Here is a 26,388-nt window from a genome sequence, read left to right on the forward strand (position 1 = left end):
CTTTTAGGTAAAAAACCTAACTGGATAACTGGGTGACTGGGTGAAAGCGATCGCTCTTTTTAGCTTATTTCCACTTAAAAATAGCTGAACCCCAAGTCAAACCAGCACCAAAACCCGATGCAGCAATTGTGTCTCCTGGTTTAACTTTACCTCCTCGCACCGCAGCATCTAAAGCGAGGGGAATAGAAGCTGCGGAGGTATTTCCATATTCAGCTATATTGCTTAAAATCTTTTCAGCAGGAATCTTGAGACGTTTGGCTACTGCATCCATGATGCGTTGATTTGCCTGATGCAATAGTAACCAATCGATATCTTCAGCAGTAAGATTTGCCCGAAACATCGCTTTGCCAATAGCTTCTGGAACTTTTGCCACGGCAAAACGATAGACTTCTCTACCGTTCATGCTGACTGGTTGATAATTACCATTTTGCGCCGTAATACCATCTACCAGAGGTTTGGAACAACTTTGGTAATTCAAATTAAGAGAGTCGTTTTGACTACCCTTACTATACATCTCAAAACTAAGTAGGCGATCGCTTTCGTGAGTACCTTGACAGACTATCGCCCCCGCACCATCGCCAAACAAGACACAACTGGCGCGATCTGACCAATCTACCCAACGAGATAAAACATCTGCACCAATAATTAAGACGTTTTTATATACCCCAGTGCGAATAAATTGCGAAGCAGTAATCAGAGCAAAAATAAAGCCCGAACAAGCAGCCGTTAGATCGAAAGCTACCGCATTAGTCGCGCCAATTAAACCTTGAACTCGACAAGCACTACCAAACATATCGTCGGGGGTAGAAGTCGCCAAAATAATCAAGTCTATATCCGTAACAGATATTCCTGCCATAGCGATCGCATTTTGAGCAGCAACAGCAGACAATTGACTCAATGATTCGGTGGGGGAGGCGATGTGACGATTTCTCATCCCTGTTCGGGTATTAATCCACTCGTCAGAGGTTTCTACCATCTGTGCCAGATGATTGTTAGTTAGAACTGTTGCTGGTGCAGCCGAACCACATCCAGTAATCGCGATACCCGCACCCATGTTGTTCAATGTTTCACTCCGTTACTCGCACTCTTGTTATTGATTACTTAGAACTTGCTGAAGCTGCTTCAGTATGATTATTTTCCGATTCTAATCTTTGATTGTTGTAGGACTTAATTTTCTCTAATACGTCATTATCGATCGCTTCTTTTGCCGAACGAATAGCATTAAACATCGAACCCTGACGAGAGCTACCGTGACTTATAATACAGATTCCTGCTACTCCAAACAACAATGCGCCTCCATGTTCCGCGCGATCAATACGACGTTTAATATCGCGCAAATTAGGCTTTAATAATACCGTGCCGACTTTACCCCGCCATCCTTTGGGCAATTCTTCCTTCATAATTTGCAACATCACTTCCCCAATTGCTTCGGCAAATTTAAGCACAATGTTACCTACAAAGCCATCACAGACAATAACATCAAACTCTCCAGATAACACATCTCTTCCTTCGGCATTACCCAAGAAAGGAATCTGGCTATTATCGGCTAGCAATTTATGGGTAGCTAGGGCTAATTCGTTTCCTTTGGAAGATTCTTCCCCAATATTGAGTAAACCTACTTGAGGCTCTTCATTACCCAAAACATATTTACTATAAATAGTCCCCATCAAGGCAAACTGTTCTAAATACTTAGGCTTACAATCAACATTTGCTCCAACATCCAAGACAATGACTGACTTGTTAGGAATAATAGTGGGTAAAACTGCTCCAATAGCAGGGCGTTCGATACCTTTGAGACGTCCTAATCTGAGTAGTGCGGATGCCATTGCTGCGCCAGAATGCCCCGCAGAAACTACCGCATCGGCTTTTTTGCCCTTAACCAGATCCATTGCCACATTAATCGAGGCTTTAGGCTTACGACGAATCCCTGTTAAGGGTTCTTCTTTCATCGTAATGACATCTTCGGCATGAATAACTTCAACTGATGCTGTTTCCTTGCTATTGTACTTCTCAACAAGAGAGTCTATTTGTTGTTTATCTCCCACCAGTAAGACATCTAAATCTAATTCTGCCGAAGCCTTGATTGCCCCTGCAACAATTTCCTCTGGGGCGAAGTCTCCCCCCATAGCGTCTACTGCGATTCTTGCGCGCGTTAATCCCATTTAGCAAATTTTATAGAAGCCTTACAAATTTTAACAGTCTAAGGTTAAATCTCCCTACTATCTACGAGAAATAGCTAGAGAAGTTTACCTGTCTTCACACATCTAAAACAGAAGAGTTATAAAGGATCTTGACCGTAGTTAAGATTATTTTAACTTTTTAACTATAAGTTCTCCTTATTATGGGCAGATTGGAGAGATCTGGATGGTAGATTTAATTGCTTTGAGCCTGTTTGCTTGGTTGAATATCTGGGGACAACCTCAGAATGAGTTGAAACCTTTGGAATTTTTCCCTTGGCACAAGACGGCTATTTTTATGATTCCTGAGATTAAGCAAGATGCAGTTTCCGAAGATATTGTTCGAGCTTATTTAGAAGATTTAGACAAGCGAAACATAATCAATAATAGCCAGGGAGTTTGGATTCAATCGGGTTGGAATACTCTAGCCACTAAGCAGGGTAAAATGCCCCTTCCTGCTGCTTCTTTAACCAAAATTGCCACAACCTTAGCTGCATTAGATAAGTGGGGCAGCAAGCATCAATTTGCTACCAATATCTACAGTACGGGAAAAATTGAAAGAGGTGTTGTTACGGGAGATTTGATTGTTGAAGGTAACGGCGATCCTCTGTTTGTTTGGGAAGAAGCGATCGCATTAGGCAATGCTTTAAATGAATTGGGTATTAGAAAAATTGAGGGTGATTTGCTAATAACAGATAGATTTTATATGAACTATCAGCATAATTCAAAAAAAGCAGGAGAGTTACTCAAACAAGGATTAGATTTTAATTTATGGCAATCTGAAATAACCAAGCAATATTTACAAATGCCAGCAGGTACGCCTCAACCTGAAATTGCGATCGCCCGACAAGTTCAGTCTATCAAAGATATACCCGCCAGTGCGAGACTACTCATCACTCATCAGTCTTTACCTCTAGGGGAAGTTCTCAGACAGATGAACATCTATAGTAATAATAAGATGGCACAGATGTTAGCTGACTCTTTAGGCGGTGCAAAGGAAGTAGCCAAGTCTTCAGCAGATATTGCTAACTTTCCCCCAGAAGAAATTGAGTTAATCAACGGATCTGGTTTGGGAGAAGCCAATCGTATTTCTCCCCGCGCAGTCTGTCAGATGTTAATGGCGATCGATCGCTTACTTAAAAATGATTCTCTTGCAGCAACGGATTTATTCCCCACCGCAGGAAGAGATTTAGTCGGTACGGTACAAAATCGCAGTTTACCTACTGGTACGACGGTTAAGACAGGAACATTAGATAATGTCAGCGCGCTAGCTGGAGTTATTCCAACAAAAGACAAGGGCAATGTTTATTTCAGCATTATTAATTATGGTCGTCAATATCAATATTTTCGCCAACAACAAGACTGGTTGTTAAATGAATTGGTTGCGGGATGGGAATTGATGCCCCATGATTTTGGTTTGGCTAATAATCAGGATTGGTTTTTGGGCGATCCTAGACGAAATGTCGTAGTGCGTTAGAGACAATATCTGTCTTATATCTTGAAAAACATAATTGCGGAAATTACTACTTCTTATAGAGTCAAGATATCTTAAAAATTATTTACAATCTATTTAACAAACGAACACAAAAACCCAAAATCAAATCATGGATAGATTAGAAAACAGCCTTTCTATGGAGCAAGAATTAAGTCACCGAATATTCGGCGATCGCGTTGCTCAGTTGAATCGCGAAGAAGCCCAAGAATTGTTGATTCAGATGCACCAACAAATGCTTTATAAGGACAATATATATAAGGCATTGATTCTCAATCAAGAAAAAGATATTGTCGATATGCTATTTGGTGCGAAAAAACACAGTTAGCATAAACCTTGAGTTTATTGCTTTAGAGGGATGTGTTCTCCCACAGAATTGCTAGATACTAGTCTTTAAAGCAGACACAAGAAATTATTAAATGAAAGGGTTAAAGGGTAAAACTGTCTTAGTCACAGGGGCAACTTCAGGTATCGGACAGGCGATCGCAGCCTATTTTGCGACGGAAGGTGCTAATGTTGCTCTCAATTATCGCAACGATCCAGACAAACTCGCCGAAACCAAAGAGTTAATCGACGAAATGTGCGATTGCATCAAGGGTTGCGGTGGCAAAGAATTGGCGGTTGAAGGAGATGTATCCGAAGAAGCCGACATCATTCGGATGTGTCACGAGGTTGTTGAAAAACTGGGTAGTCTAGATATTCTGATCAACAATGCTGGTATACAAACTGCTGCGCCTTCTCACAAGTTAGAGACTGCGGATTTCGATAAAGTAATTCAGGTCAATTTGCGGGGTGCTTACCTCTGCGCGAGGGAAACGATCAAACACTTTCTGGATCGGGGTAGTGGTGGCATTATTATCAACGTTTCCAGCGTTCATGAAATCATACCCAGACCGACCTACATAAGTTATTCCATGAGCAAAGGTGCAATGGAAAACATGACCAAAACCTTAGCCTTAGAATATGCACCCCATGGTATTCGGATTAATGCGATCGCTCCTGGGGCTACTGCAACACCAATTAATAGCTGGACAGACGATCCAAAAAAGAAAAAAGAAGTAGAAAGCCACATTCCTATGGGGAGAGTTGGAACTTCAGAAGAAATGGCAGCAATTACAGCTTTCTTGGCTTCTGATGATGCTGCCTATATTACGGGACAAACTTTATTTGTAGATGGAGGTCTAACTCTTTATCCCGACTTTCTCGAACCTTGGTCTGCGGGAGAATAATCAAACAAAAATAACCTATTTTTTCCACTCAAATCTAGTGCTAAGCAGCAAAAATTATCTTCTTACACTCATGAATCTTCCAAAATTATAATTGCTAAAATTAATGAAATTGAGAACAGGCAATGTAAAAGAGTTGTTTTTCCTACAGAAAAGTTTCTCTTGATGGCGGATAATGATTGCAAATTAGAAATTCAGTTCGTATCAGTTCGTGATAGATCTGGGACTAATTCCAGATTGTATTGCTTGCTTCGGTCTTGAAGTGAAAGATAACTAATATCAATTTTAATTCCTATATAAAACACCCGATAACCATCAAAAAATTAAACTAATCAAAAGAAATCATGGCAAATAATTCAAACAATAGCGTAAGAGACTATCTCAAAGAAATTGGTAGAACTCCATTATTAAAAGCAGAAGAAGAAGTTGAACTTGCCAATCAAATTCAGGCAATGCTACCTTTACTCGATCGAGAAAATTTGACTCCAGAAGAGAAACAAATTATTCACTTGGGACAAAGAGCCAAACAAAAAGTTGTACAGGCTAACTTGCGTTTGGTCGTTTCGATCGCCAAGAAATATCAAAACCGAGGTTTATCAATGCTTGACTTGATTCAAGAAGGCAGTATTGGTTTGATGAGAGCTTCGGAAAAATTTGATGCCAGTAAGGGTTATAAATTCTCTACCTACAGCTATTGGTGGATTAGACAAGCTATGACTAGAGCGATCGCCAATCACGCTCGCACAATTCGTTTGCCCATTCATATCACCCAAGACTTAAATAAGATCAAAAAAACAACTCGCCAACTATCGCAAAAGTTGGGTCGCAAACCAAGCGATCTCGAAATTGTAGCCGAGCTAGATATGGATTTAAAAAAATTGAGATCTCTAGCACAATCAGCCAGGATTACTAGACCAAAAAGCCTCAACACTACTATTGACGAAAATCAAACTGAGTTGGGACAAATATTACCCGATGATTCTGCTTCTCCCTCTGATTTTGTAGCCAGTCAAGAAATTCGCGCCCAAATTCAAAGTTTACTCCATACTCTATCTCCCAAACAAAGAGACGTTATTACTCTCCGTTATGGTCTAAAAGATGGTCGGACTATGACTTACGAACAAATTGGGGACGTTTGTGGTATCAGTCGCGAAAGAGTCAGACAAATTAAAAACAAGGCAATGAAATTGCTGAAGAAAAGAGCGATCGGTCTTTCCAGTCTAGCGGGATAATCAATCAATTCTCCTGACTATGAACTTGCTAAAAAACTAGCGGGATTTTGATCGTAACGGTGTCTAACGGGAATTGCTGCGGATTGGCGATCGCCATCTAGGGCAGCAGTCTCCTCTAGGGCAGTACGCAACCTTTTTGCTGCATAAATTGACATATCTCTAGGTACACTGATTCTATCCCGCAAATAGCGCAGAGCAACATCCGATCCTGATGGCGGTTTGCAGGTTTGATTCGTCATCATTTTAGTTAAAGCACAGCGTAAGGCTGGATCGAATAAATTAGCCTCAACAGGATTAGCTTGAATAATGTTGTCTTTATGCTTGATTACTCGTTGTAAAGCTTCAGAGCGAGAAGTTTCGGGTTCGGGATAGGTAACATCGGGTAGTCCAAACCAAGCACCGTGATCGACCCTTTCTTGATGGGCTAACGCTTGGGGTTCGCCATTAGAATAGCAGCCCCCCATTTGTGGCGGTAAATCGTGGACGTGAGTATGGAAATCACTTTGTGTACCGCGATAGGTGGATCGGGTTTCCATGGCGTCAAACCAGTCAGAAAAACGAGGATTTGATTCTCGCAGAGAATAGCCTTTGTAATAATATAGGCTGGCATTCATTCTTTCTACGTAGGGAGTAAAGATAACATCCGCAGTACTAAACTCCTCTAAGAAATATGGGCTAGTTGTACTTGCCAATGCTTCTTCTACTAAAGCTACAGTTTCAATAAATTGCTGGCGACTATTTTTTTCTTGTCCAGGAAAGATTGAGCGTTGACAAAGCCACACGCACCAAGCCCTAAATAGTAATCTTTCTAACTGTCGTAAGGGTAAAACTTGGGAATCCTCCATTCCCAAATACAGTACGCCAAACTCTTTTTCTAGAGCAATTAAAATATCATCGCTTTCCGTAATGATTCTTCCATCTAACTCCACTGCGGGTAGCATCCCTGACGGTACTTTTTGCTTGTACCAGCTTTCCTTTTTGCCATAGCAAAACATCGTTACCTTTTCGATGCGATAAGGAATTTGCATCTCTTCCAGCCATAACCAAATCTTCTGACAGTAAGGACACCAAGCGTGATTATCCCGAAATAAAGTTATCCGTACATCTGCTTCAGTTTTGCCAAATAAGCGCAAGGTAGATTGAGCATTAGTTGAGCCGTTGACAGGATCTATTTTCCAGTCAGTAAGTTCTGTTAATTGTTGCCAAGTAAGGGGAGTTGTCATTTCATCCAACATAAATTAATAAACTTAATATGTAATTGCTTCACTTTTAGGATGTGATTATTGCATTAGAGGTGATATTTAGAGCCAAAAAAGTATCAAGCTAGACTTGTCATTAATTTTTTTTAGACATCCATATATTTTAGGCTTCGATGCTCTTTTCTTTTATTCCCCAAAAACTAGCGATCGCTCCTTCCATCCCAAAAGCGGAATTTCCTAATTTATTATTGAGAGAAATCATTATTGATCGCAACTCTTTATTTCAAGTATGGTCGCCTAAATCTAATGCCATTTTAAATACTTTAGAAGCCGATCTGTTAAAAAGCGACTGCCTTCGCGTTGAGGCAATTTGTACTAGATTAGTTTCTTTAGTGGGAGCAACTTGTTCTGAGCATGAGGAGCATTTACTCAGCAATCAAAAACTGATTGATAATTGGGAAGATGTCAAATATTTTGCCTCTAAGTATAAATTTAAACCCAATGCTATAGATGTATTGTATTCTACTCAAACAATACGGCAACTTAACGTATCGTCAAATAATTCCCTTAAATGGGTACTCGAACCTCCTTGCTGGGAAATCTTTTTTCTGGAAGTAAATCCAGTAGATCAAGGTTTTAAGGCTGTTTCTAGACCAAACAATTATTTATCCGTAATCCTATGGACTGGAAAACCTATAATTAAACATATTCCTCAAATGCGATCGAGAAAATGAGATTTTATTTATTATTATCTTTGTATTTCATTAAAAATACTAGGCTATAATAACTGAAATTATTGTTTCCAAATATTAAATTAACCATATCCTATGCGCGATCGCGTTATTTCTTGGCTGGAGAAAAATGTTTCTCAGCATCGCTTGCAGCATATTTTAGGTGTAGAGCAAACCTGTATCGATCTAGCTCGCTGTCATCAACTTAATCAGGAAAAAGCAGCCCAAGCAGGATTGATGCACGATTTGGCAAAGTTCTTTCCGCCCAAAAAATTGCTAAAAATTGCTGAAGAAGCCAAGATAACCATAGATGAAGTATGTCTTCGATCTCCTCATTTGCTTCATGCCGATGTTAGTGCGGTAGTAGCACAACAGGAATTTGACATTAAAGATCCCAAAATACTTAAAGCGATCGCCAATCACACATTAGGTACGCCAGGGATGAGCAAGTTAAGCTGTCTAGTTTTTATAGCCGATGCTCTTGAGCCAAATCGGGGAGACAATGCAGAATTAAACGCGATGCGGGCTACAGCCAGGGAAAATCTTTACAAATGTGTACGGCAAACCAGTGATTATTCATTAAAATATTTAGTAAGTCAACAAAAAATCATCCATCCCCGCACTATCTTGACTAGGAATTGGGCTTTAGCCAAAGCCAAGAAGAATTGATTGCTGAATAAAAGAAAGACCGAAATAAAGCCCGTCCCAATCTAAACATAAAACTTTAAAACATATTTGAATGAGTAAATTATCATCAGAACAAGCGATCGCTATCGAACAACAAACTCAAACTACTATCGCTGTCAATAGTAAAGAATTAGCTTTACAAATAGCGGGTGCAGCAGAAGAAAAAAAAGCCCAAGATATTGTCTTGCTAGATGTATCGGACGTTTCTTATTTGGCAGATTACTTTGTGATTATCACGGGGTTCTCTAGCACTCAGCTAAAAGCGATCGCCGAATCGATTGAAGAAAGAATTGAAGACAACTATCATCGATTACCAGTCAGAGTTTCGGGCAAGCGAGAAGGCAACTGGATAGTGCAAGATTATGCAGACGTTATCGTCCATATCTTTCTTCCTGAAGAGAGAGAATACTATAATCTAGAAGCGTTTTGGGGACATGCCGAGCGCATTGAATATATCTCCCAGTCTAGTTAAAATCGCTTATGAATAAATCAACGATAAACTTTTGTCCTGTTCCCATCGAACAACAACCCATCAACGAATACGAAAAGCTCAAAGAATCGTGGCTCTTTGACTGGGGAACTCTAGCTATCGGTCAATATAGCCAAAAAATAGCCTGGGTTTGCTTTTGGAGCGCGATTTTAGTCATTCCCCTAGCAATGTCGGTGTTTGTTCCTCAACACGATTGGTTTCATGGTTTTTTGTCTAGTTTGGTTGGCATTTGTCTCTTGACAGGAATATTTATATCTAGGATTTATTTAGGCTGGCAATATATTAAAGATCGACTCAAAAGCGATCGTATTTTCTATGAAGAGTCGGGCTGGTATGACGGACAAACTTGGATTAAGCCTACTGGGATGTTAAATCGCGATCGCCTAGTCGCTAGTTACGAAATCGAACCCATCTTAGCTCGATTCCACAAGACTTATGGTTTACTAGGGATGGCGATCTCTTTAAGTAGTTTAATTTGGCTAATTATCGGTTAAACTGATTGCCTGCCAATTATTCAAAAAAGGTATTATTACTAATATTGTCAATATAATATCGAATGACTAGGGGAAAAAAAACTCACACACCTACCTTAGAAGTCCATCTTCTTCGAGAAGGAATTGTCGAATCATCTCATCAAGTAGAAGCAACAGTTTGCGATAGTCGAGGACGAGTATTGCTAGTTGCAGGAAATTCCGAGACATCAGCGTTTATTCGTTCGGCTTTAAAGCCTTTTCAAGCCTTAGCCGTTACCAGCACTGGGACATTACAAAAATACGACCTAAGCGATCGCGACTTGGCAATTATGTGTAGTTCTCACCAGGGAAATACAGAACAAGCCAGACAAGCTTTTAACATACTTTGGCAAGCTGATGTAGATCCAAATCATCTCAAGTGTCCTATCCCCCCAGGAAAAAGCACTCAGTTACAACATAACTGTTCTGGGAAACACGCAGGAGTATTGGCTGTCTGTCAGAATCGTAATTGGCCTCTAAACACTTATTTACACCGTTCTAACCCCGTACAAAAATTAATTTTGACCAAAATATCAGAATTACTAGGAATGCCTGGAGAAGAGTTGATTGGTGCAAAGGACGATTGTGGTATGCCAACCTATTCTATGGAGCTAAAGCAGATAGCGCATTTATATGCCCAGCTAGCAGCAGGAAATAGTTTAGATTTAGAGCGTATTGCTAGAGCCATGACATATTATCCTCGATTAATTTCAGGAGAAGGTGCTTTCGATAGTGAATTGATGCGATTGAGCGAAGGCGAATTAGTTAGTAAATCAGGAGCAGAAGGCATCCAATGCGTTGGTAGAATCGGTCAAGGGATGGGATTAGCAATCAAAGTCAAAGATGGAGCAAGAAGGGCTAAATATGCCGTAGCAATTCAAGTACTCAGACAGATGGGGTGGATCTCTCCTGCGATCGCTGAAATACTTTCAGATAATTTTGTTCAATTAACTCCCTACAAACGTCTTGAAACTATCGGAGAATTATCCATCTTATAACTAACCTCACCTGAAAAAAAAGTGACGGCAAAACAGAAGTCAATTCTCGCAAATTTATCGTGCATTACTCTATTAGTAATAATTCTGTTACTGACAGGTTGTTCTAAGGTTTCTCAAAATGTACATTTGAAATATGGCAATCCCAGCCAAGCTGCAACTAGACGTAACAACTATTTAATCGAGCGTCCTCAATATGCCCTCTCTTATAATTGCAGTGCAGGAATATCTAACTGGGCTAGTTGGCAACTAAATCGCAGTTGGCTGGGAGTAATCAAACGCTCTGATGATTTTCGTCCCGATCCAGACTTGCCAGAAAAATGTTACGCCTCCAAACCCAACGATTATCGCGGTAGTGGTTACGATCGCGGACATTTAGTTCCAAGTGGCGATCGCTCTCGTCGCCAAGAAGATAATAGTGCCACGTTTTTTATGAGCAATATTATTCCTCAAGCCCCGTCTAACAATAGAGAAGTATGGCGGGAGTTTGAAGAATATTGTCGCGATCTCGTGTTTGAGGGAAAAGAGCTTTATATTGTGGCGGGAGGAAGTGAATTAGCCGAAGCAATCGCCAAAAATAGAGTTGTGGTACAAAAATATAATTGGAAAGTTGTGCTAATTTTGGATCGACTCAGAGACGAAGTTACAACTGACAACGCTCAAACTATTGCAGTTTGGATACCCAATTCCAAAGAAGTAGCAAATACAGATTGGAGAGACTATATAGTACCTGTTAATACGGTAGAGAAAAAAACAGGCTACGACTTTTTCGATCGCCTCCCCAAAGCTTTACAGCAACAAATCGAACGATGATAATAATCGATCGGATCGGCGATCTATTATCACTTAACCGTTTCCCATTTTGGCGAACTAGCAATTAAAGCTTCTGCTTGGGCTTTATTCAGTGGCTTGGAAAAGAAAAAGCCTTGACCGTATTCACACTGTAGCAAGCGCAATTGAGCCAATTGAGCCGTAGTTTCGATGCCTTCAGCAATCACATCCATGTTCAACATATGGGCTAGAGTAACGATCGCCTTAACAATGGCAGAATTCTCTTCTGCTTGCATTTGACTGACAAAAGAGCGATCGATTTTGATAGTATCTACGGGAAAACGATGCAAATAGCTCAAAGAAGAATATCCAGTGCCAAAATCATCAATACTAAACTGAATTTCTTTTTCTCTCAAGTGAAGAATAATTTCGGTAACGGTGTCTAAATTATCAATTAACGTACTTTCCGTAATTTCCAACTTCAGACATTTGCCCGATAAACCCGTTTCTTGCAACACGCTTTCAACCTCTTGGATCAATTGCGATTCGCGAAATTGATGCGCTGAAAGATTAATACTCATGCGAATGGCTGGATGTTCGGGATATTTTAATTGCCAACTGCGTGTAGTTTGACAAGCTTCCTTGAGTAGCCAATTACTCAAAGGTACAATCAAACCAGTTTCTTCACAGATAGGAATAAAATCCCCTGGCTGAATGCGACCTTTGGTAGGATGATTCCATCGCACTAAAGCTTCAAAACCCGATAAAATTCCCAATTTTAAAGAAGTGATGGGTTGATAATAAACTTCAAACTCTTTTCTTTCCAAGGCTCGACGAAGATCGGTTTCTATTTCTAATCTAAGCAAGGCGCGATCGCGCAAAGAATTATCAAAAACCTCATAACGAGCCTTTCCTTGTTCTTTGGCACTGTACATCGTCACATCTGCATCCCGCAAAATATCTTCTGGCTTATCGTATCCCACAGACGACAGGGCAATGCCAATACTAGCGGTGCTAAATAACTCGTATCCGTCAATGTGAAAAGGAAAAGTCAAGGTTTGATAAATACTTTCGGCAACCAAAGTTGCTTCGGATTTACTGGCAATATTTTCTAACAAAATTGTAAACTCATCTCCCCCCAAACGAGCTACCGTATCCGTTGGGGCGATCGATTTTTCTAGGCGACGGGCAATTTCAATTAATAATTTATCTCCTACCAAATGCCCCACGCTATCATTAACTACTTTAAAGCGATCTAAATCTAGAAATAAAACAGCAAATAAATAGCTCTCATTATTTTGACTTTTTTTTAACTGTTGTTCTAGCCGATCCATAAACAAAGCTCGATTGGGCAACCCCGTAAGGGCATCATGAAGGGCATCATGACGCAGTTGTTTCTCCATCGATTTACGTTCGGTGATATCAACAATTTGATTGTTGAAATGTAAGGGCTTGCCATCGCTATCATGAACTACCAGCACTTTCAGCAAGGTATCAACTATGCGACCATCTTTGGCAATAAAGCGTTTTTCAATTTGAAAATCAGTTTCTTTTCCTTGAATTAATAACTGTTCCAAATTACGATGTGCTTCCCAATCTTCTGGATGACTTATTTCAGCAAAAGAAACCCCCAACAACTCTTCTTGGGTATATCCTAAAGCATCGCACAACGCCTGATTTACTCGCCGAAATTTACCCTTAAGACTACTGATTGCCATCCCAATAGGAGCCATCTCAAAGGTAAGCCTAAATTGTTCTTCGCTTTTTCTGAGGGCTTCTTCTGATTCTCTACGATTAGTAATATCTTCGGCAATTCCGACAAAGCGATTTACTTTACCCATCACATCTCGGACGGGAAATGCTCGTACTCTTACCCAACAAATAGATTCGTCTGGTCTAATAATGCGATATTCTTCTTCAAAATCGTCCCCTGTCCTAAACTGGGTTTCAATCGTCGCTAGAGCCTTAAAAGAATCTTCTGGATGAATGGCAAATAGCCAAGATTGAGGTTCTTCGTACAGACTCTGACAGCTACGCCCCCAAACTTTTTCGTAAGTCGGACTAATATAAAGTATTTCGTCTGTTTTAGCTGAGATCACAAAGAATACTTCGCGGACATTTTCGGCAATTTGCCGAAAAAGGGCTTCTCTTTCAGTTAGTTCCTGAAATTGAAGTCTCAATCTTTGATTTTCGCTTAAAACTTCTTCAACTCGGCTTAAGAGAGAATTTTGCTGTTCTAAAATTCCTGCCATTTCCTGATTAGACATTCAATAGGCTACCAGATCGAGGATTACCACCTTAGAATGCCCAAATTAAATTCTAAAGTAACAACTTTTAACTTTTTGATTACTATTAGTTATTAGTTATTATTCTCATTACTTTACCCGAGATCTTTTGGTTGTAATAGGGAGTATTGGCAGCAGGAGATTTTAGATTTTCTGGGTTTCCTACCCAGGTTTTGTGAGGATCGAATAGGATGAGATTAGAATTTTGTTCTGGAGATATTTCTATAGGTTGCTGTTGCAAACACAACAAAGGATTGGTACTTAGAGCTTGCCACAATTCCAGTGCTGAAAGTCGATCTTTTTCTACTAGCTCCTGCCATAAAAGAGGCAGTGCTATTTCCAAACCAATTGCCCCTGGTGGTGCTAACCCAAAGGGAACAGTTTTTTCTTCGTAGGTATAGGCTCGATGGTCGATCGCGATCGCATCAATGATTCCTTGCTTAATTCCTGCAATTAAAGCAGTTCGATCGCTTTTATTACCTAGAGGAGGTTCGAGGCGCAAATTCGGGTCATAACTACCCACTGCTTCGCTATCCCACAGGAGGTGCATCCAGGTTGTGCTAGCGGTGACGGGAATATTTCTTTGTTTGGCATCGGCAATTAATTCTACGCTTCTTTGAGTAGAAACCCGCATTAGATGAACGGGAGTCGGAATATCTGCCACTATTTCTAAAACAGCAGCAATAATTGCCGCTTCGGAAAAACCAGGATTTCCTGACATACCATAGCGAATTGATGCATCTCCTTCTCGGACGACTCCATTCCCTGCTAACTCATTCCGATCTAAAGCGATCGCAATAGTCTTATTCCAGGGTTGGACGTATTCTAGTAATTGCTTCAATAAGTTGAGATTCCCAAAACTATAGCGATCGCTAAAACCAATTACTCCTGACTTCAACTCTGCCAATTCGTTCATCTGCTTGGTAGTATTTTCTTTAGACGCAGCACCCCAAAATTTTAGCTGAGTAAACAACTGCCTCGCGATCGAGTCGCTTTTTTGTTGCATTCCCGCCAAAATTTCTACGCTTTCAATTTGGGGGGTAGTATTGGGTAAAATTCCTACTTGAGTAAATCCCCCCGCAGCAGCAGCTTGTGCTAGGTTCAACAGACTTTCCCTAGATTCGTGACCAGGTTCTTGACTATAACTATATAGATCGACTAACCCAGTCCCCAAAATTTTGCCCTCTCCTGAAATTATTCGAGTTTGGGCGGGATATTCGGCGATTGATGCGGCGATCGCTTTTATTTTACCTTCAATTATTAATACATCTGACAAGCGATCGATTCCTTGAGTGGGGTCAATTAACCTTACTTGTTGCAGTAATTCCATTCTCTACCTGTGATTTTTAACTAAATAAAAGTTGACATCGTGTACTGCGGATAACCATAATAATAGTTTGTGTAAACTTTAGCTTTCAAATAAACTCTTGGCTAATGTTATCGTGATCGGAGCCCAATGGGGTGACGAAGGAAAAGGAAAAATAACCGATCTACTAAGTCGCTCGGCAGATGTCGTGGTACGCTCCCAAGGTGGAGTTAATGCAGGACATACTGTTGTCGTAGCCGAACAAACTTTCAAATTGCACTTGATTCCCTCTGGAATTTTATATCCCAAAACAGAGTGTATTATCGGTTCTGGAACAGTAATCGATCCTCAAGTGTTAATTGAAGAAATAGAGCAATTAAAAGCTCTAGGCGTGACGGTAGATAACCTAAATATATCTCAGACAGCTCATGTAACTATGCCTTATCATCGCGAGATCGATAAAGCATCAGAAGAAAGTCGAGGAGAATATAAAATTGGTACGACTGGCAGGGGAATTGGCCCTACCTATGCTGACAAATCAGAACGTACTGGAATTCGGGTTTTAGATTTAATGAACCCCGAACACCTACGAAAGCAGCTTGGGTGGACAATCAATTATAAAAACGTAATTTTAGAAAAACTATATAATTTACCTCCTTTAGACCCAGAGAAAGTAATTGCAGAGTATCTAAAATACGCAGAGTTTTTACGCCCCTTTGTGATAGATAGCTCTCTTAAAATATATGAAGCAGTAAAAGAGAAAAAAAATATTCTTTTTGAAGGAGCCCAGGGTACTTTACTCGATCTAGATCATGGAACGTATCCTTATGTTACTTCTTCTAACCCCATTGCTGGGGGAGCTTGTGTTGGAGCGGGAGTTGGCCCTACTACTATCGATCGCGTGATTGGTGTGGCAAAAGCCTACACTACTCGCGTCGGAGAAGGTCCTTTCCCCACAGAGTTAAATGACAACGTGGGAGAGTTGTTGGGAAATAAGGGAGCCGAATTTGGCACGACTACAGGTCGTCGTCGTCGCTGTGGCTGGTTTGATGCTGTAATTGGTCGCTATGCAGTACGCATCAATGGTTTGGATTGTTTGGCAATCACTAAACTAGATGTATTAGATGAATTACCAGAAATTGAAATCTGTGTGGCTTACGAAATTGATGGTGAAATTTGTCATCATTTTCCGACGAATGCCAGTCAGTTTGCTAATTGCAAGCCAGTATACAAAACTCTTCCTGGATGGCAAGAATCAACTACGGGATGTCGTTCTTTATCAGACTTGCCCCACAATGCCCTCAACTATCTCAAGTACTTGGCAGAATTAATGAAAGTTCCTATTGCCATTGTTTCGGTGGGGCCAGGTCGCGACCAGACCATTATTGTAGAAGATCCCATTCACGGTCCCAAACGAGCCTTGCTCGATGCAGATGGCATTCCAGTATAGTTGTCCCTAGACTATTGTCTTTTAGATCGGGGTAAATTAACTATCTTCTCGATCGGTTTAAATTTTAACCACATTTCAGTTATCGTCAAATCAGTTAAACACCATGAACATTACAGTTGAATGCAAAACTAGAGCCGAAGGGAGTAAACCCCGCGCATTGCGTCGCGAAGGACTAATTCCTGCTGCTTTGTACGGACACGACGGATCGAACTCTGTATCTTTGACCATTCCTACTAAGGAAGCACAAATGCTTTTGAGAAAAGCAGCAATTAATAACACTCTGATCGATATCAAAGTTCCCGATATGTCTTGGAATGGCAAGGCATTAATTAGAGAAGTGCAGGCTCATCCCTGGAAAAGAACTTTGAATCATATTAGCTTCTTTACTGTTTCGGCAAAACAAACCGTAGAGATTGTTGTCCCAGTTATCTTGACAGGAAATGCTGTTGGTACTAAAGAAGGTGGTATTGTCGAGCAAATCATGACGGAATTACAGATTTCCTGTTTTGCAGGTAATATTCCCGAATCTATTAAAATTGACGTAACCAACTTTAAGATCGGTGATATTCTTCACGTAGGAGAAATTCTTTTACCTGAAGGTGCCACTGTTCTTGACGACCCAGATCGTACTGCGATTTCTGTTGTTTTACCAGCCAAACCCGCTTCTGAAGAAAGCGATGGCGCAACAGAAGTAATCGAGCAAAATGTAGATACAGTCAAAACAGAAAGTTAGTCGATCGCCTTGAGGAATCGATCTCACCTTGGCAATATTGACTCATGACCAGAGACATTTTGTGTCTCTGGTTTTTATATTGGTTATTTTGATTGATGTAAAATCAAACGATTTCCCCCAGGATCGTAGGCATAAATTTCTCTTCCGTGAGAAGCTTCTATAATTTCTCCTGGTGGAGGAAAACCCATCTCCCCTAAAGTTGCGATCGCTTGGTTTAAGTTTTCTACTTCGATACACAAGCTCATGCTACTACCCAAATTTTCAAACTCTTTTTGACGCTCTGATTTTGGCGAAAAAATGCCAATGCGTAGCTTTTCTAGCTTAAATTCTGCATAAACTGAGTCATGATAAACATCAGGTTTTCTTTGCAAAAGTTGACTATAAAAATCGCTCAAAGTTGGAATATTGTCGGTGGAAATCGCTAAAAAAACATCAAAATAATTAAAATTCATCTAATCTTTAAACTAATTATCTATGAATATACTTATAGTAGAGAATATCAAATAATTTAATTAACTGGGAAATTATCTATCTGTGATAATTATTCTATTTTCAGCTCATTTTAAAAGGTGATTTTTAGATCATTCAAAATACATTAGTTTTTTCTTAATACTTTTTATTTATAGCTATTTAAAAAAATATTACTAGTATGACGATCAAAGTCTTAATAGTAGACGATCAGAAAACAGTTCAAGAAATTCTCAAAGGTTATATCGAAGAAGAATCTAGTTTAGAATTTGTTGCTTGTGCCAACAATGGTCAAGAAGCTTTAGATATGGTGAAAGTTTGTCGACCCCATATCGTTCTAATGGATATTGAAATGCCTGTTTTAGATGGTCTAACTGCAACCAAAATTATTTCTGAGCAGTTTATTGACACTAAAGTGTTAATTATTAGCGTTCATAACGAAGATTCATATTTGAATACGGCACTGCAAGTCGGTGCAAAAGGATATTTATTAAAAAATACTCCATCAAAAGAGTTAATTAACGCGATTTATTCTGCTTACAAGGGCTATTTTCAATTAGGGCCTGGTTTGTTAGAAAAATACTTACATAAAGTTAGTAGTTCCGAAGCCAATGCTCAAGAACTACAACAATTAAAAAATGTGATATTGCAGCAGTCACAGTATTTAGAAACGTTGCGTCAAGGTGGAAACAATCAACCAAGTAGTAGTAACGATAGCAGAAGTCGTCGCAGCAATAGTAGAGATTATTTAGAAAGTCAATATGCGAATCTGGAAAAGCAAGTATATGTTCTGAGTAATCGTATAGATAAGCAAAACAAAAAAATCGCTTTTCTTCAGCAATCTGGTATTTTTATTATTCTTTGTGGTGGAGTATTGGCAACTTTTGTGCTTCTATTTAGTTTATAAAGATCAATATATTCCGTGTTTTTTATGAAATCTTGGTGGCGATTTCTCATTATCTTGATGCTGGGATTAACTCTCAGTTTTATATCTAGTCATAGTTTGACTGCGGAGGTTTTGCCCCACCAACTAGTAAGACAAGCTCAAGAATATTATCAGCAAGGAGAATTCAATCGATCGATTAAATTATTAGAGCAAGCCCATCAACTGTACCAAAGGCGCGGAAAATATTTACAGCAAGCCCAAATACTTTCCCTAAGTTCCTTAGCTCAACAACAAGTAGGTAATTGGGATTTAGCTCAGAAAAATATTGTAGATAGTTTTAGTTTATTAGAGTCTGTTGCATCTAGTAACAATAAAACTCAGGTATCTGCCCAAATTTGGAATACTAAGGGTCATTTTGAATTTGCTAGAGGAAATCATAGGCTGGCTTTAGAGCATTGGCAACAAGCGGAAGAATTGTACCGCAAAACAGGCGATCGCTTGGGTATTGCGGGTAGCCTACTCGATATAGCTCAAATTTTGTCGAAGATGGGTTTTTATCCCCGTTCTTGCGATAGTGTTTTGAAGGCTTTTAATTATTCAGATTATGATTGTCAAGATTTAACCCCGTCTCAAATTAGCAAGGCGATCGCCGAAATAAAAAAAGAGCCTGAACCTTGGCAAGTTGAAGGGTTAAATATTATTAGTAATAGCTTGCTGTTGCAAGGAAAATTGTCTCAAGCAGAAACATTTGTTCGAGGGAGCGAAGCAATTAACTCCAGTTTTTCTCATCCCTCCTCTTTAACAGAAGCGAAGATCTGGTTGAGTTGGGCCAATATTCATAAAGCGATCGCCTTACGGAACAAAGAAATTGATAATCTGGCTGGTTTTAGCTTTCATAATGGAAAAGCAATTAAATATTATCAAAAACTCATCGACTATCGAGCTTCTTCTAAGATTGCTCGTACCTATCAGTTACCAGCCCAGCTAAACCTATTATCATTATTTGTCGTTACCCAACAATGGTCTAAAGCACAAAAACTAGTCAGCCAGATTCAGTTGGATTCTAATGCTTCCCCCAGTAAAAGAAATTTATATGCTGAGATTAAATTTGCCCTGGATTTGGAACGACTCAAACAAAATAGAGTCCCTATTGAGTATACCTGGCAAGATATTGGCGATCTTTATCTTGAGATAATTCAACAGGCTCAAAAAGCTGGCGATTTACGCGCTCAATCCTATGGGCTGGGCTATTTAGGTTCATTACATACGCGCCAAAACCTAAATTTGGATACTACGCCACAACAATTAATTCAAAAAGCCCTTAACCTAGTGCAACAAGTTCATGCTCCAGAGATAGCATATCGTTGGCAATGGAAACTAGGACAAATTTATACTCGTAACCATCAAAAAGAATTGGCGATCTCTAGTTATCAAACTTCTTTAGCCACTTTAGCCGATTTGCGTAAAGATACCGCATCCTTGAGCAGAGAAATCCAGTTTGATTTTTACGAACAAATCGAACCTATTTATAGGGAATATGCCAATCTCTTGTTAAATAGCGAATCTGTTACAGACGAAGATTTAGAGACAGTTATAGAGACTATCGAATCGCTTCAATTAGCAGAATTAGATAATTATTTTCAAGATGCTTGCACGACCTTTGACTCCCAAAGTATAGATCGCCTAGATGGAGATACAGCCGTCATTTACACCCTAATTTTACCCGATCGCCTAGAAGTAATCATGGTGATGAACGATACCCTTGATAGTCATCCCCACAAATTGTTCCGCCACCATACCGAATTGATCGCCCAAAGGGAATTAGAAAAAACAATTAGACAACTGCGTCAATATATTACCGAGCCAGATCGCACCAATGAAGTCAGGGGATTGTCGGCTCAGTTATACGATGTCTTAATTAGACCTTTTGCTGAAGACTTAGCAACTCAAAAACCCCATAATCTAGTTTTTGTACTGGATACTATCATGCAGAATATTCCCATGTCTGTTTTGTATGACGGAGAAGAATATCTCTTAGAAAAATATGCGATCGCCTTGACTCCTGGGTTGAGAATGCTTAATCCTCAAAAAAGCGCGGAAAACTCTTCGTTTTTGGCAGGGGGGATTACCCAAACATTAGAGGTGGGGGAACGTAAATTCCCTGCTTTAAATTTTGTCTCTACAGAATTAAACATATTTAAGCAAAATAAGAGTCAAATATTAATTAACGATCACTTTACTCCCGATAGCTTGCTCGAACAAATCAATTTAACTTCTGCCTCCCATATTCACATCGCAACTCACGGTCAATTTAGCTCCGATCCTAATCAAGCCTTTTTGTTGATGTGGCAAAAATTACTCACCATCGAAGATTTTAGTAACATTCTGCTTCGGCGTAACAAAATAGTCAGCGTACCCATCGATCTATTAGTCTTGAGTGCTTGCGACACCGCATCGGGCGATCGCCGTGCGGCTTTAGGTTTAGCAGGGATTGCAGTCAGAAGTGGCGCACTAAGCACCCTGGGAACTTTGTGGCAGGTAAATGACGCATCAACAGCAGCACTGATGCAAAGTTTCTATCAACAGCTAAAAAAAGGCTCTAGTAAAGCCGAAGCACTGAGATTAGCCCAGTTAGAGCTTTGGCAGAAATTAGACAAAGACTGGCAAGTTCCTGCTTTTTGGTCGGCTTATGTAATGCTTGGTAATTGGCAATAGTCAGCGATCGAGTTGTCTTACCAATGCCACTTTGCCATAGCGAGGATCTATTTCTAAGGCTCTTATTTCCAGAGTATTTTTGCCCTCCACAACAAGATCGTAAGTAATAGTTTCGTTGGGTTTTAGGGGCAAACAGTGAGTAAATATTTCCAATCTATATTTTTGCGGAATAAAATTCTCTTCGCCCATTTCTAGAACAATCTGATTGAAAAATGAAAGTTCGCCAGTATTGTTAATAATACCTGCGGGGGTAGAGAAATCGTCGCACCATCTCAATGCCAAAAACCATTTAGCATCGCTTAATCTCTTAAAGATTTTGTCTGGCTGGGGATGGGGAAAAACCTTGTATCCCGACTCGATAGTAACGATTGTGCCATTTAAAAAACCAAAGATCGAACCAATGCGATCGCTCATTATTAATACTTTTATGATTTGTGGTGGGGAAGCTTGTTTGTTTAGTTTATATCAAGCTAATTATTGGAAATAAAAACAGTTGGATTCTCAAGCCATAGAAGTGCAACAATTTACTTGGTAAGCTATATAAAATAAACCATAGACAAAGCGATCGCCTTTAAAACAATGATGATATTACCTGGTTCAACCGTAAAAATTACTAACTCTGATGATATTTACTACAATTTTCAGGGTTTGGTACAGCGTATAGACGACAGTAGAGTAGCAGTATTGTTTGAAGGTGGCAATTGGGATAAGCTAGTAACTTTCAATTTATCCGAACTAGAAGCAGTCGATTTAACCAAGAAGAAAAAATAACGCTATTTTATTGATAATTGCTTCTTGCTATTACAAAACAATGCGTCTTCCTTTACCTCAGTTTACACTCGACGATCGCAACCCCCAACATATTGGAGAAGTGATCGAAACCTCAACCACTCAATATTTAGCCCAATGTCTCGAACCAGAAGATTTGAAATTTCCAGTTATGCCTCCTTTTGGTAGCTGGATCAAATCTTTTGATGAAGAATCTGGTAATAAAATTTTATCGGTAGTTACCTATGTAACTACTACTCCCATAGATTCAGTTCACCGCGCGAGGGCATTGGGTTTATCTTTGGAGGAATTGCGAGAACAGCAACCCCAGATATTCGCCATGCTCAAAACCGAATTCAAAGCTGCTATTGTCGGCTTTGAAGCCCCGAGTAACAACAACGGCAACAGCTTGGGTCAAATGTATCAATATTTGCCCCCTCGTCCTCCTCAGATACATCAATCTGTCTATCATTGCGATCGCGAAGAAGTGATCGAGTTTACTGAGAATTTGGACTTTCTCCGCACTCTGTTGCAAGCCAAAGACATACCAGTTGAATCCCTAGTTGCTGCCTCCGTGCGGGAGGTATATCGTCAAAGACAAGCAAATCGAGATTGGTTGGTAAATGTCGGTCGAACCCTTAGCACTCTTTTAAAAGACGATTACGATCGCTTGCGTTACATTCTCAGTCAAATTCATTATTAATCCTGCTAATAGTAGTTTACTTGGAGGTGCATCGATCGCTTCAAACAGCGCAAGAAAATCAGATTAATTAAAAAGTTTTATATTATCTGCATAAAATAAACAACCAAATCGTAATACATTAATAGTCTAAGTGGTTTATCTAAATTTCGATCAGTTAAACTTTAAAAAAAAAACAAGTTTAAACGATTAAAAAAAAGAACAATCCACAATAAAACTAAACTTTAAAGACTTATTAAGTTATTTAATCCAGCTTAATAAGCGTTTTGAAGTTATTTGGCTTAATTTTATGCTTTTAATACTTTTAAGAGAGGTCACACAACATGGTAGATATTCAGGTTCGCAACATAGATGGTACTGAAAACCAACCATTTGACGAAGAAGGAGGGTTTTATCCCGGTCAAACTGAAGCACCACTAGTTCATCTTTTCGATCCTGCTTTTGAAGATGGTTTTAACGAACCCAGAGGAGGCGGAATCGAGCTTCCTTTAAGTCTTCCCAATGCGAGAGATATTAGTAATATTATTGCTCCCCAAGGAGATGCACTAGGTAATCCAGTAAACGCTAGTGACTGGCTGTGGCAGTGGGGTCAGTTCCTTGACCATGATTTAGGACTTTCTGAAGGAAGTAACATTCTGGGCGATCCTAATGAAAACTTTAACATCCCACTTAACGAAGATGATATTCTTTTTGGAGAAGGATTCCCCTCTATTCCTGTATCTCGTATTCCCGCAGAAAATGGGACTGGAGTTGAAGGAAGTCCCAGAGAGGTAGTCAACGAAATTACTTCTTTTATTGATGGTTCCAATGGATATGGTTCTGTATATCCTAGAGCAGCAGCCAAAAGAACAGATTTGGGTAACAGCTTCTTTGGCGAAGGTCGTTTCGGAGAAGTAGTTGAAATCGACGGACGGAGATTTCTAGAAATAGAAGTAGAAGAAGAGGGAGAATCTTTTGAACTCGATGGTGAAGGAGGCGCAGATGAAGGAAATAACTTAGGTGAAGAAGTAGGAGAAGGACAAGAACTAAGCGGAGACGCAAATGCCGAAGGCCCAGAAACAATCCTGATTCCTTTACCCCCAGGAGAATCTCCCTACGATGGCAAACTCCTAACTACTGAAAGTCCTTATGGTACTGATGGTAGAGCTTTTGGTAACGGACGCGATCCTAATAATAATTCTGGAGAAATCTTACCTCCTTACAACCGTGCCGATTCTCCCAACGCAGATCCCCTTAATGTCCCCAACGAAGAAGAGTTTATTTCTGGAGACGTTCGGATCAACGAACAAGTAGGATTAATTTCCATTCATACCTTGTTAGTTCGCGAACATAATTTGATCGCTGACAAAATTACTTTCCATCTTGATGCCCAAGACGATCCTCAACTCAACCAAGCATTTCAAGACTTCAAAGATGTCTATGTACCTTCTCTAGAATTAGGATTTGAACCTAGCGAAGCTGCGATTCGCGGTGAATTTATCTATGAAGCAGCTAGAACAGTAGTTGCAGCCAAAAACCAAGTCATTACCTACAAAGAATTTCTTCCTATATTGATTGGTAATGAAGGTGCAGACGATCTTGTAACAATCGATCCCGAACTTCTTACTCCTGATATTGCTGCTGAGTTTTCTGGTGCAGCTTATCGCTTAGGACATACTTTATTATCAGACAATATTCGTACTGTTGATAACAACGGAGTAGACAGTATTTCTTTGCGAAATGCTTTCTTTACACCTCAATTAATCAGCGAAAATGGTCTTGACGATATCCTTGTAGGTCTAAACTACCAACAGGCTAATGATGCCGACCATCGTGTTATCGATGGGGTTCGTAATAATTTATTTGGTCCTCCAGGAAGTGGCGGACAAGATTTAGTTGCCATCAACCTTCAACGCGGACGAGATTTAGGTGTTGCTAGTTATCAAGATATATATAACTCCCTCAATCCCGATAATCCCATTGAGACTTTTGACGACTTAGACGCTCTTTTTGGCGAAGATGTTGCAGCTTTATTCGAACAAGCTTATGACAACGTTGGACAAATAGACCTGTGGTTGGCTGGCTTGGCTGAATTACCAGCAGAAGAAGGAGTTTTATTAGGACCCACTTTTAGCGCAATTGTTGGCGACCAATTTGCTCGATTGAGAGACTTCGATCGCTTTTTCTATCAAAACGAAGTGGAAGATCCCAATTCTTTCCTAAGTGTTGTTTCTAATGCGATCAATTTAGATATTGCTAACGTTCGTTTAGCTGATATCATCCGCGACAATGTTTCTACTCCCGAACTAGTCCCTGATGATGCTTTTACTGTTCCTTATGAAACTGAAATTCCAGGAACAGAACAAGGAGATTTCCTTACAGGGACAGAACTAGCTGACTTCATTTATGGTAACGGAGGCCCCGATACTATTGAAGGTGGAGATGGTGACGATATTATCCTCGGTGGACTTGGTTCTGATAGTCTTGTCGGTCAAGCTGGCGCAGATACCTTAGTTGGTGGCAATGGCTCAGACACCTTGGTCGCTGAAGGAGGCGGAGATGTCCTTAGTGGTGGATTGAATAACGACACCTTTATTCTGAATCTCGATCGCATTGATGGTGGAGTTGAAATTATAGAAGAAGCTGGTCCTGGTGATGTTCTACAAATTCTTGATGCTGATGGCGCACCAGTCGAAATTTCTTTATCTAACCCACGTCCAGGCGGATTGGGAATTAAGAAATCTGGTCGCGATCTTTTGCTAGATATTGACCAAAACGGTATCCTCAACCCAGAGCAAGACCTCACTATCACTGATTTCTATAGTCAAGATGGATCTTTTAGCGGAGGTTCGGTCGAGCAAATCAACAATGTGAACCGCGAACAGATCATCAACTACACTCAAAGTCCTGAAGTTACTGAGGGCGCGCCAATTTATCGTTTCTTCATTCGCGACCAGGGAGTTCATTTCTATACTCCTTCTGAGGTTGAAAGAGATTCTATTATTGAAAATCTACCCAGATATGAATTTGAAGGTGAAGCTTATGTTGGTGTTCCTCAGGATGAAGATTTGTTGACAGGGGCAAAACCCGTGTATCGCTTCTTTAATACCAGCACTGGAGTCCACTTATATACCATCGCTGATGTAGAAAGAGATTCAATTATTGAAAATCTACCTAACTACACCTACGAAGGAATTACTTATCACGGTTATGATACCCAGGTTGAAGGAACAATACCTTTGTATCGTTTCTATAACTCAGTGGTTGATGCTCACTTCTATACTCCTTCTCTAATAGAAAGAGATAGTGTCATAGAAAATCTCCCTGACTATCAATTGGAAGGTGTTGATGAGACTGGCACTGCATATTATATTCAACCATTATCAGCAGAGATCTAAACTTTGTTGGCAAATCTTGAATTAGTTAGAATTTTCTAGAACTCAGATAATCAAATTAAATAGACTGTTTTGAGGGATGGAATTTATTCTATCCCTTTTTTATTGCCAAGATAGGGATCTTTTGTTGTCCCTTATAAGTAGCTCCACCTAATTAAACAGCAAACGTTCAACTGAATAATTTCCTTGTT

24 protein-coding genes and 1 pseudogene are annotated in these 26,388 nt (G+C 39.8%); 18 read left to right on the forward strand and 7 right to left on the reverse strand.

Features of this window, described 5'->3' with window-relative positions:
* Nucleotides 1-64 precede the first annotated feature (64 nt).
* Both I4641_RS02155 and plsX read right to left on the reverse strand, forming a co-directional pair.
* Nucleotides 65-1,063 carry a beta-ketoacyl-ACP synthase III gene (locus I4641_RS02155; protein ID WP_439655317.1) on the reverse strand — a complete coding sequence of 333 codons (999 nt, stop codon included), beginning with the start codon at nt 1,061-1,063 and terminating at the stop codon, nt 65-67.
* 34 nt (nt 1,064-1,097) lie between these two features.
* The gene (gene plsX, locus I4641_RS02160) at nt 1,098-2,162 is read right to left on the reverse strand and encodes a phosphate acyltransferase PlsX (protein ID WP_229638780.1); all 1,065 of its coding nucleotides are present in this window, start codon (nt 2,160-2,162) and stop codon (nt 1,098-1,100) included.
* 202 nt (nt 2,163-2,364) lie between these two features.
* Here plsX and I4641_RS02165 point away from each other — a divergent pair, with 202 nt between their 5' ends.
* From I4641_RS02165 to I4641_RS02180, 5 genes and pseudogenes are all read left to right on the forward strand, one after another.
* A complete protein-coding gene (locus tag I4641_RS02165) occupies nt 2,365-3,654 on the forward strand; it encodes a D-alanyl-D-alanine carboxypeptidase (RefSeq protein WP_229638781.1) in 1,290 nt (429 codons plus the stop codon).
* Nucleotides 3,655-3,781: 127 nt separating this feature from the next.
* Nucleotides 3,782-3,997 carry an NblA/ycf18 family protein gene (locus tag I4641_RS02170; RefSeq protein WP_229638782.1) on the forward strand — a complete coding sequence of 72 codons (216 nt, stop codon included), beginning with the start codon at nt 3,782-3,784 and terminating at the stop codon, nt 3,995-3,997.
* Nucleotides 3,998-4,088: 91 nt separating this feature from the next.
* Nucleotides 4,089-4,898: a glucose 1-dehydrogenase gene (locus I4641_RS02175; protein WP_229638783.1), complete on the forward strand. Its 810-nt coding sequence runs from the start codon at nt 4,089-4,091 to the stop codon at nt 4,896-4,898.
* 72 nt (nt 4,899-4,970) lie between these two features.
* Nucleotides 4,971-5,156, forward strand: a pseudogene (locus I4641_RS24075) (DUF1830 domain-containing protein); the annotation flags it as partial.
* Nucleotides 5,157-5,239: 83 nt separating this feature from the next.
* On the forward strand, nt 5,240-6,127 hold the full coding sequence (locus I4641_RS02180) for a sigma-70 family RNA polymerase sigma factor (RefSeq protein ID WP_229638784.1): 888 nt from the start codon (nt 5,240-5,242) through the stop codon (nt 6,125-6,127).
* Nucleotides 6,128-6,144: 17 nt separating this feature from the next.
* On the opposite strand, the gene I4641_RS02185 is transcribed toward I4641_RS02180, so the two are convergent.
* The gene (locus tag I4641_RS02185; RefSeq protein ID WP_229638785.1) at nt 6,145-7,350 is read right to left on the reverse strand and encodes a glutathione S-transferase family protein; all 1,206 of its coding nucleotides are present in this window, start codon (nt 7,348-7,350) and stop codon (nt 6,145-6,147) included.
* A 149-nt stretch (nt 7,351-7,499) separates the two neighbouring features.
* Between I4641_RS02185 and I4641_RS02190 the strand changes: the two genes are divergently transcribed.
* The 6 genes from I4641_RS02190 to I4641_RS02215 all read left to right on the forward strand — a co-directional run bounded on the left by I4641_RS02190 (nt 7,500) and on the right by I4641_RS02215 (nt 11,554).
* A complete protein-coding gene (locus tag I4641_RS02190) occupies nt 7,500-8,060 on the forward strand; it encodes a hypothetical protein (RefSeq protein ID WP_229638786.1) in 561 nt (186 codons plus the stop codon).
* Nucleotides 8,061-8,153: 93 nt separating this feature from the next.
* Nucleotides 8,154-8,726: a bis(5'-nucleosyl)-tetraphosphatase (symmetrical) YqeK gene (yqeK, locus tag I4641_RS02195; protein ID WP_229638787.1), complete on the forward strand. Its 573-nt coding sequence runs from the start codon at nt 8,154-8,156 to the stop codon at nt 8,724-8,726.
* A gap of 70 nt (nt 8,727-8,796) precedes the next feature.
* Entirely contained in the window at nt 8,797-9,216 is a 420-nt protein-coding gene (rsfS, locus tag I4641_RS02200; RefSeq protein WP_229638788.1) for a ribosome silencing factor, read from the forward strand.
* Between the two features lie 8 nt (nt 9,217-9,224).
* Complete coding sequence (locus I4641_RS02205) at nt 9,225-9,728, forward strand: CGLD27 family protein (protein ID WP_229638789.1); 504 nt, start codon at nt 9,225-9,227, stop codon at nt 9,726-9,728.
* Between the two features lie 62 nt (nt 9,729-9,790).
* A complete protein-coding gene (locus I4641_RS02210) occupies nt 9,791-10,744 on the forward strand; it encodes an asparaginase (RefSeq protein ID WP_229638790.1) in 954 nt (317 codons plus the stop codon).
* A 126-nt stretch (nt 10,745-10,870) separates the two neighbouring features.
* On the forward strand, nt 10,871-11,554 hold the full coding sequence (locus tag I4641_RS02215; RefSeq protein WP_229638791.1) for a DNA/RNA non-specific endonuclease: 684 nt from the start codon (nt 10,871-10,873) through the stop codon (nt 11,552-11,554).
* A 29-nt stretch (nt 11,555-11,583) separates the two neighbouring features.
* Here the strand turns inward: I4641_RS02215 and I4641_RS02220 are convergent, their stop codons facing one another.
* Both I4641_RS02220 and I4641_RS02225 read right to left on the reverse strand, forming a co-directional pair.
* Nucleotides 11,584-13,779: a bifunctional diguanylate cyclase/phosphodiesterase gene (locus I4641_RS02220; protein ID WP_229638792.1), complete on the reverse strand. Its 2,196-nt coding sequence runs from the start codon at nt 13,777-13,779 to the stop codon at nt 11,584-11,586.
* A gap of 85 nt (nt 13,780-13,864) precedes the next feature.
* Entirely contained in the window at nt 13,865-15,127 is a 1,263-nt protein-coding gene (locus I4641_RS02225) for a dihydroorotase (RefSeq protein WP_229638793.1), read from the reverse strand.
* Nucleotides 15,128-15,224: 97 nt separating this feature from the next.
* On the opposite strand from I4641_RS02225, the gene I4641_RS02230 reads away from it, so the two are divergent.
* Together I4641_RS02230 and I4641_RS02235 are read left to right on the forward strand one after the other, a co-directional pair.
* Nucleotides 15,225-16,553 (forward strand): adenylosuccinate synthase, encoded by a 1,329-nt coding sequence (locus I4641_RS02230; RefSeq protein WP_263858093.1) that lies wholly within the window; start codon nt 15,225-15,227, stop codon nt 16,551-16,553.
* Nucleotides 16,554-16,656: 103 nt separating this feature from the next.
* Nucleotides 16,657-17,286 (forward strand): 50S ribosomal protein L25/general stress protein Ctc, encoded by a 630-nt coding sequence (locus tag I4641_RS02235; protein WP_229638795.1) that lies wholly within the window; start codon nt 16,657-16,659, stop codon nt 17,284-17,286.
* Nucleotides 17,287-17,369: 83 nt separating this feature from the next.
* On the opposite strand, the gene I4641_RS02240 is transcribed toward I4641_RS02235, so the two are convergent.
* Complete coding sequence (locus I4641_RS02240) at nt 17,370-17,738, reverse strand: VOC family protein (RefSeq protein WP_229638796.1); 369 nt, start codon at nt 17,736-17,738, stop codon at nt 17,370-17,372.
* Between the two features lie 197 nt (nt 17,739-17,935).
* Between I4641_RS02240 and I4641_RS02245 the strand changes: the two genes are divergently transcribed.
* Nucleotides 17,936-18,661: a response regulator gene (locus tag I4641_RS02245; protein WP_229638797.1), complete on the forward strand. Its 726-nt coding sequence runs from the start codon at nt 17,936-17,938 to the stop codon at nt 18,659-18,661.
* A gap of 24 nt (nt 18,662-18,685) precedes the next feature.
* Nucleotides 18,686-21,355, forward strand: coding sequence for a CHAT domain-containing protein (locus I4641_RS02250; RefSeq protein WP_229638798.1), 2,670 nt, complete (start codon nt 18,686-18,688; stop codon nt 21,353-21,355).
* Here the strand turns inward: I4641_RS02250 and I4641_RS02255 are convergent, their stop codons facing one another.
* Nucleotides 21,356-21,769, reverse strand: coding sequence for a hypothetical protein (locus I4641_RS02255; protein WP_229638799.1), 414 nt, complete (start codon nt 21,767-21,769; stop codon nt 21,356-21,358).
* 168 nt (nt 21,770-21,937) lie between these two features.
* Between I4641_RS02255 and I4641_RS02260 the strand changes: the two genes are divergently transcribed.
* From I4641_RS02260 to I4641_RS02270, 3 genes are all read left to right on the forward strand, one after another.
* Nucleotides 21,938-22,126 carry an NAD(P)H dehydrogenase subunit NdhS gene (locus I4641_RS02260; RefSeq protein WP_304956519.1) on the forward strand — a complete coding sequence of 63 codons (189 nt, stop codon included), beginning with the start codon at nt 21,938-21,940 and terminating at the stop codon, nt 22,124-22,126.
* A 40-nt stretch (nt 22,127-22,166) separates the two neighbouring features.
* Nucleotides 22,167-22,826 carry an HAS-barrel domain-containing protein gene (locus tag I4641_RS02265; RefSeq protein WP_229638800.1) on the forward strand — a complete coding sequence of 220 codons (660 nt, stop codon included), beginning with the start codon at nt 22,167-22,169 and terminating at the stop codon, nt 22,824-22,826.
* Nucleotides 22,827-23,146: 320 nt separating this feature from the next.
* Nucleotides 23,147-26,200: a peroxidase family protein gene (locus I4641_RS02270; protein WP_229638801.1), complete on the forward strand. Its 3,054-nt coding sequence runs from the start codon at nt 23,147-23,149 to the stop codon at nt 26,198-26,200.
* The last annotated feature ends 188 nt before the right edge of the window (nt 26,201-26,388 follow it).

This window comes from Waterburya agarophytonicola KI4, from assembly GCF_020640915.1.
Lineage (GTDB): Bacteria > Cyanobacteriota > Cyanobacteriia > Cyanobacteriales > Xenococcaceae > Waterburya > Waterburya agarophytonicola.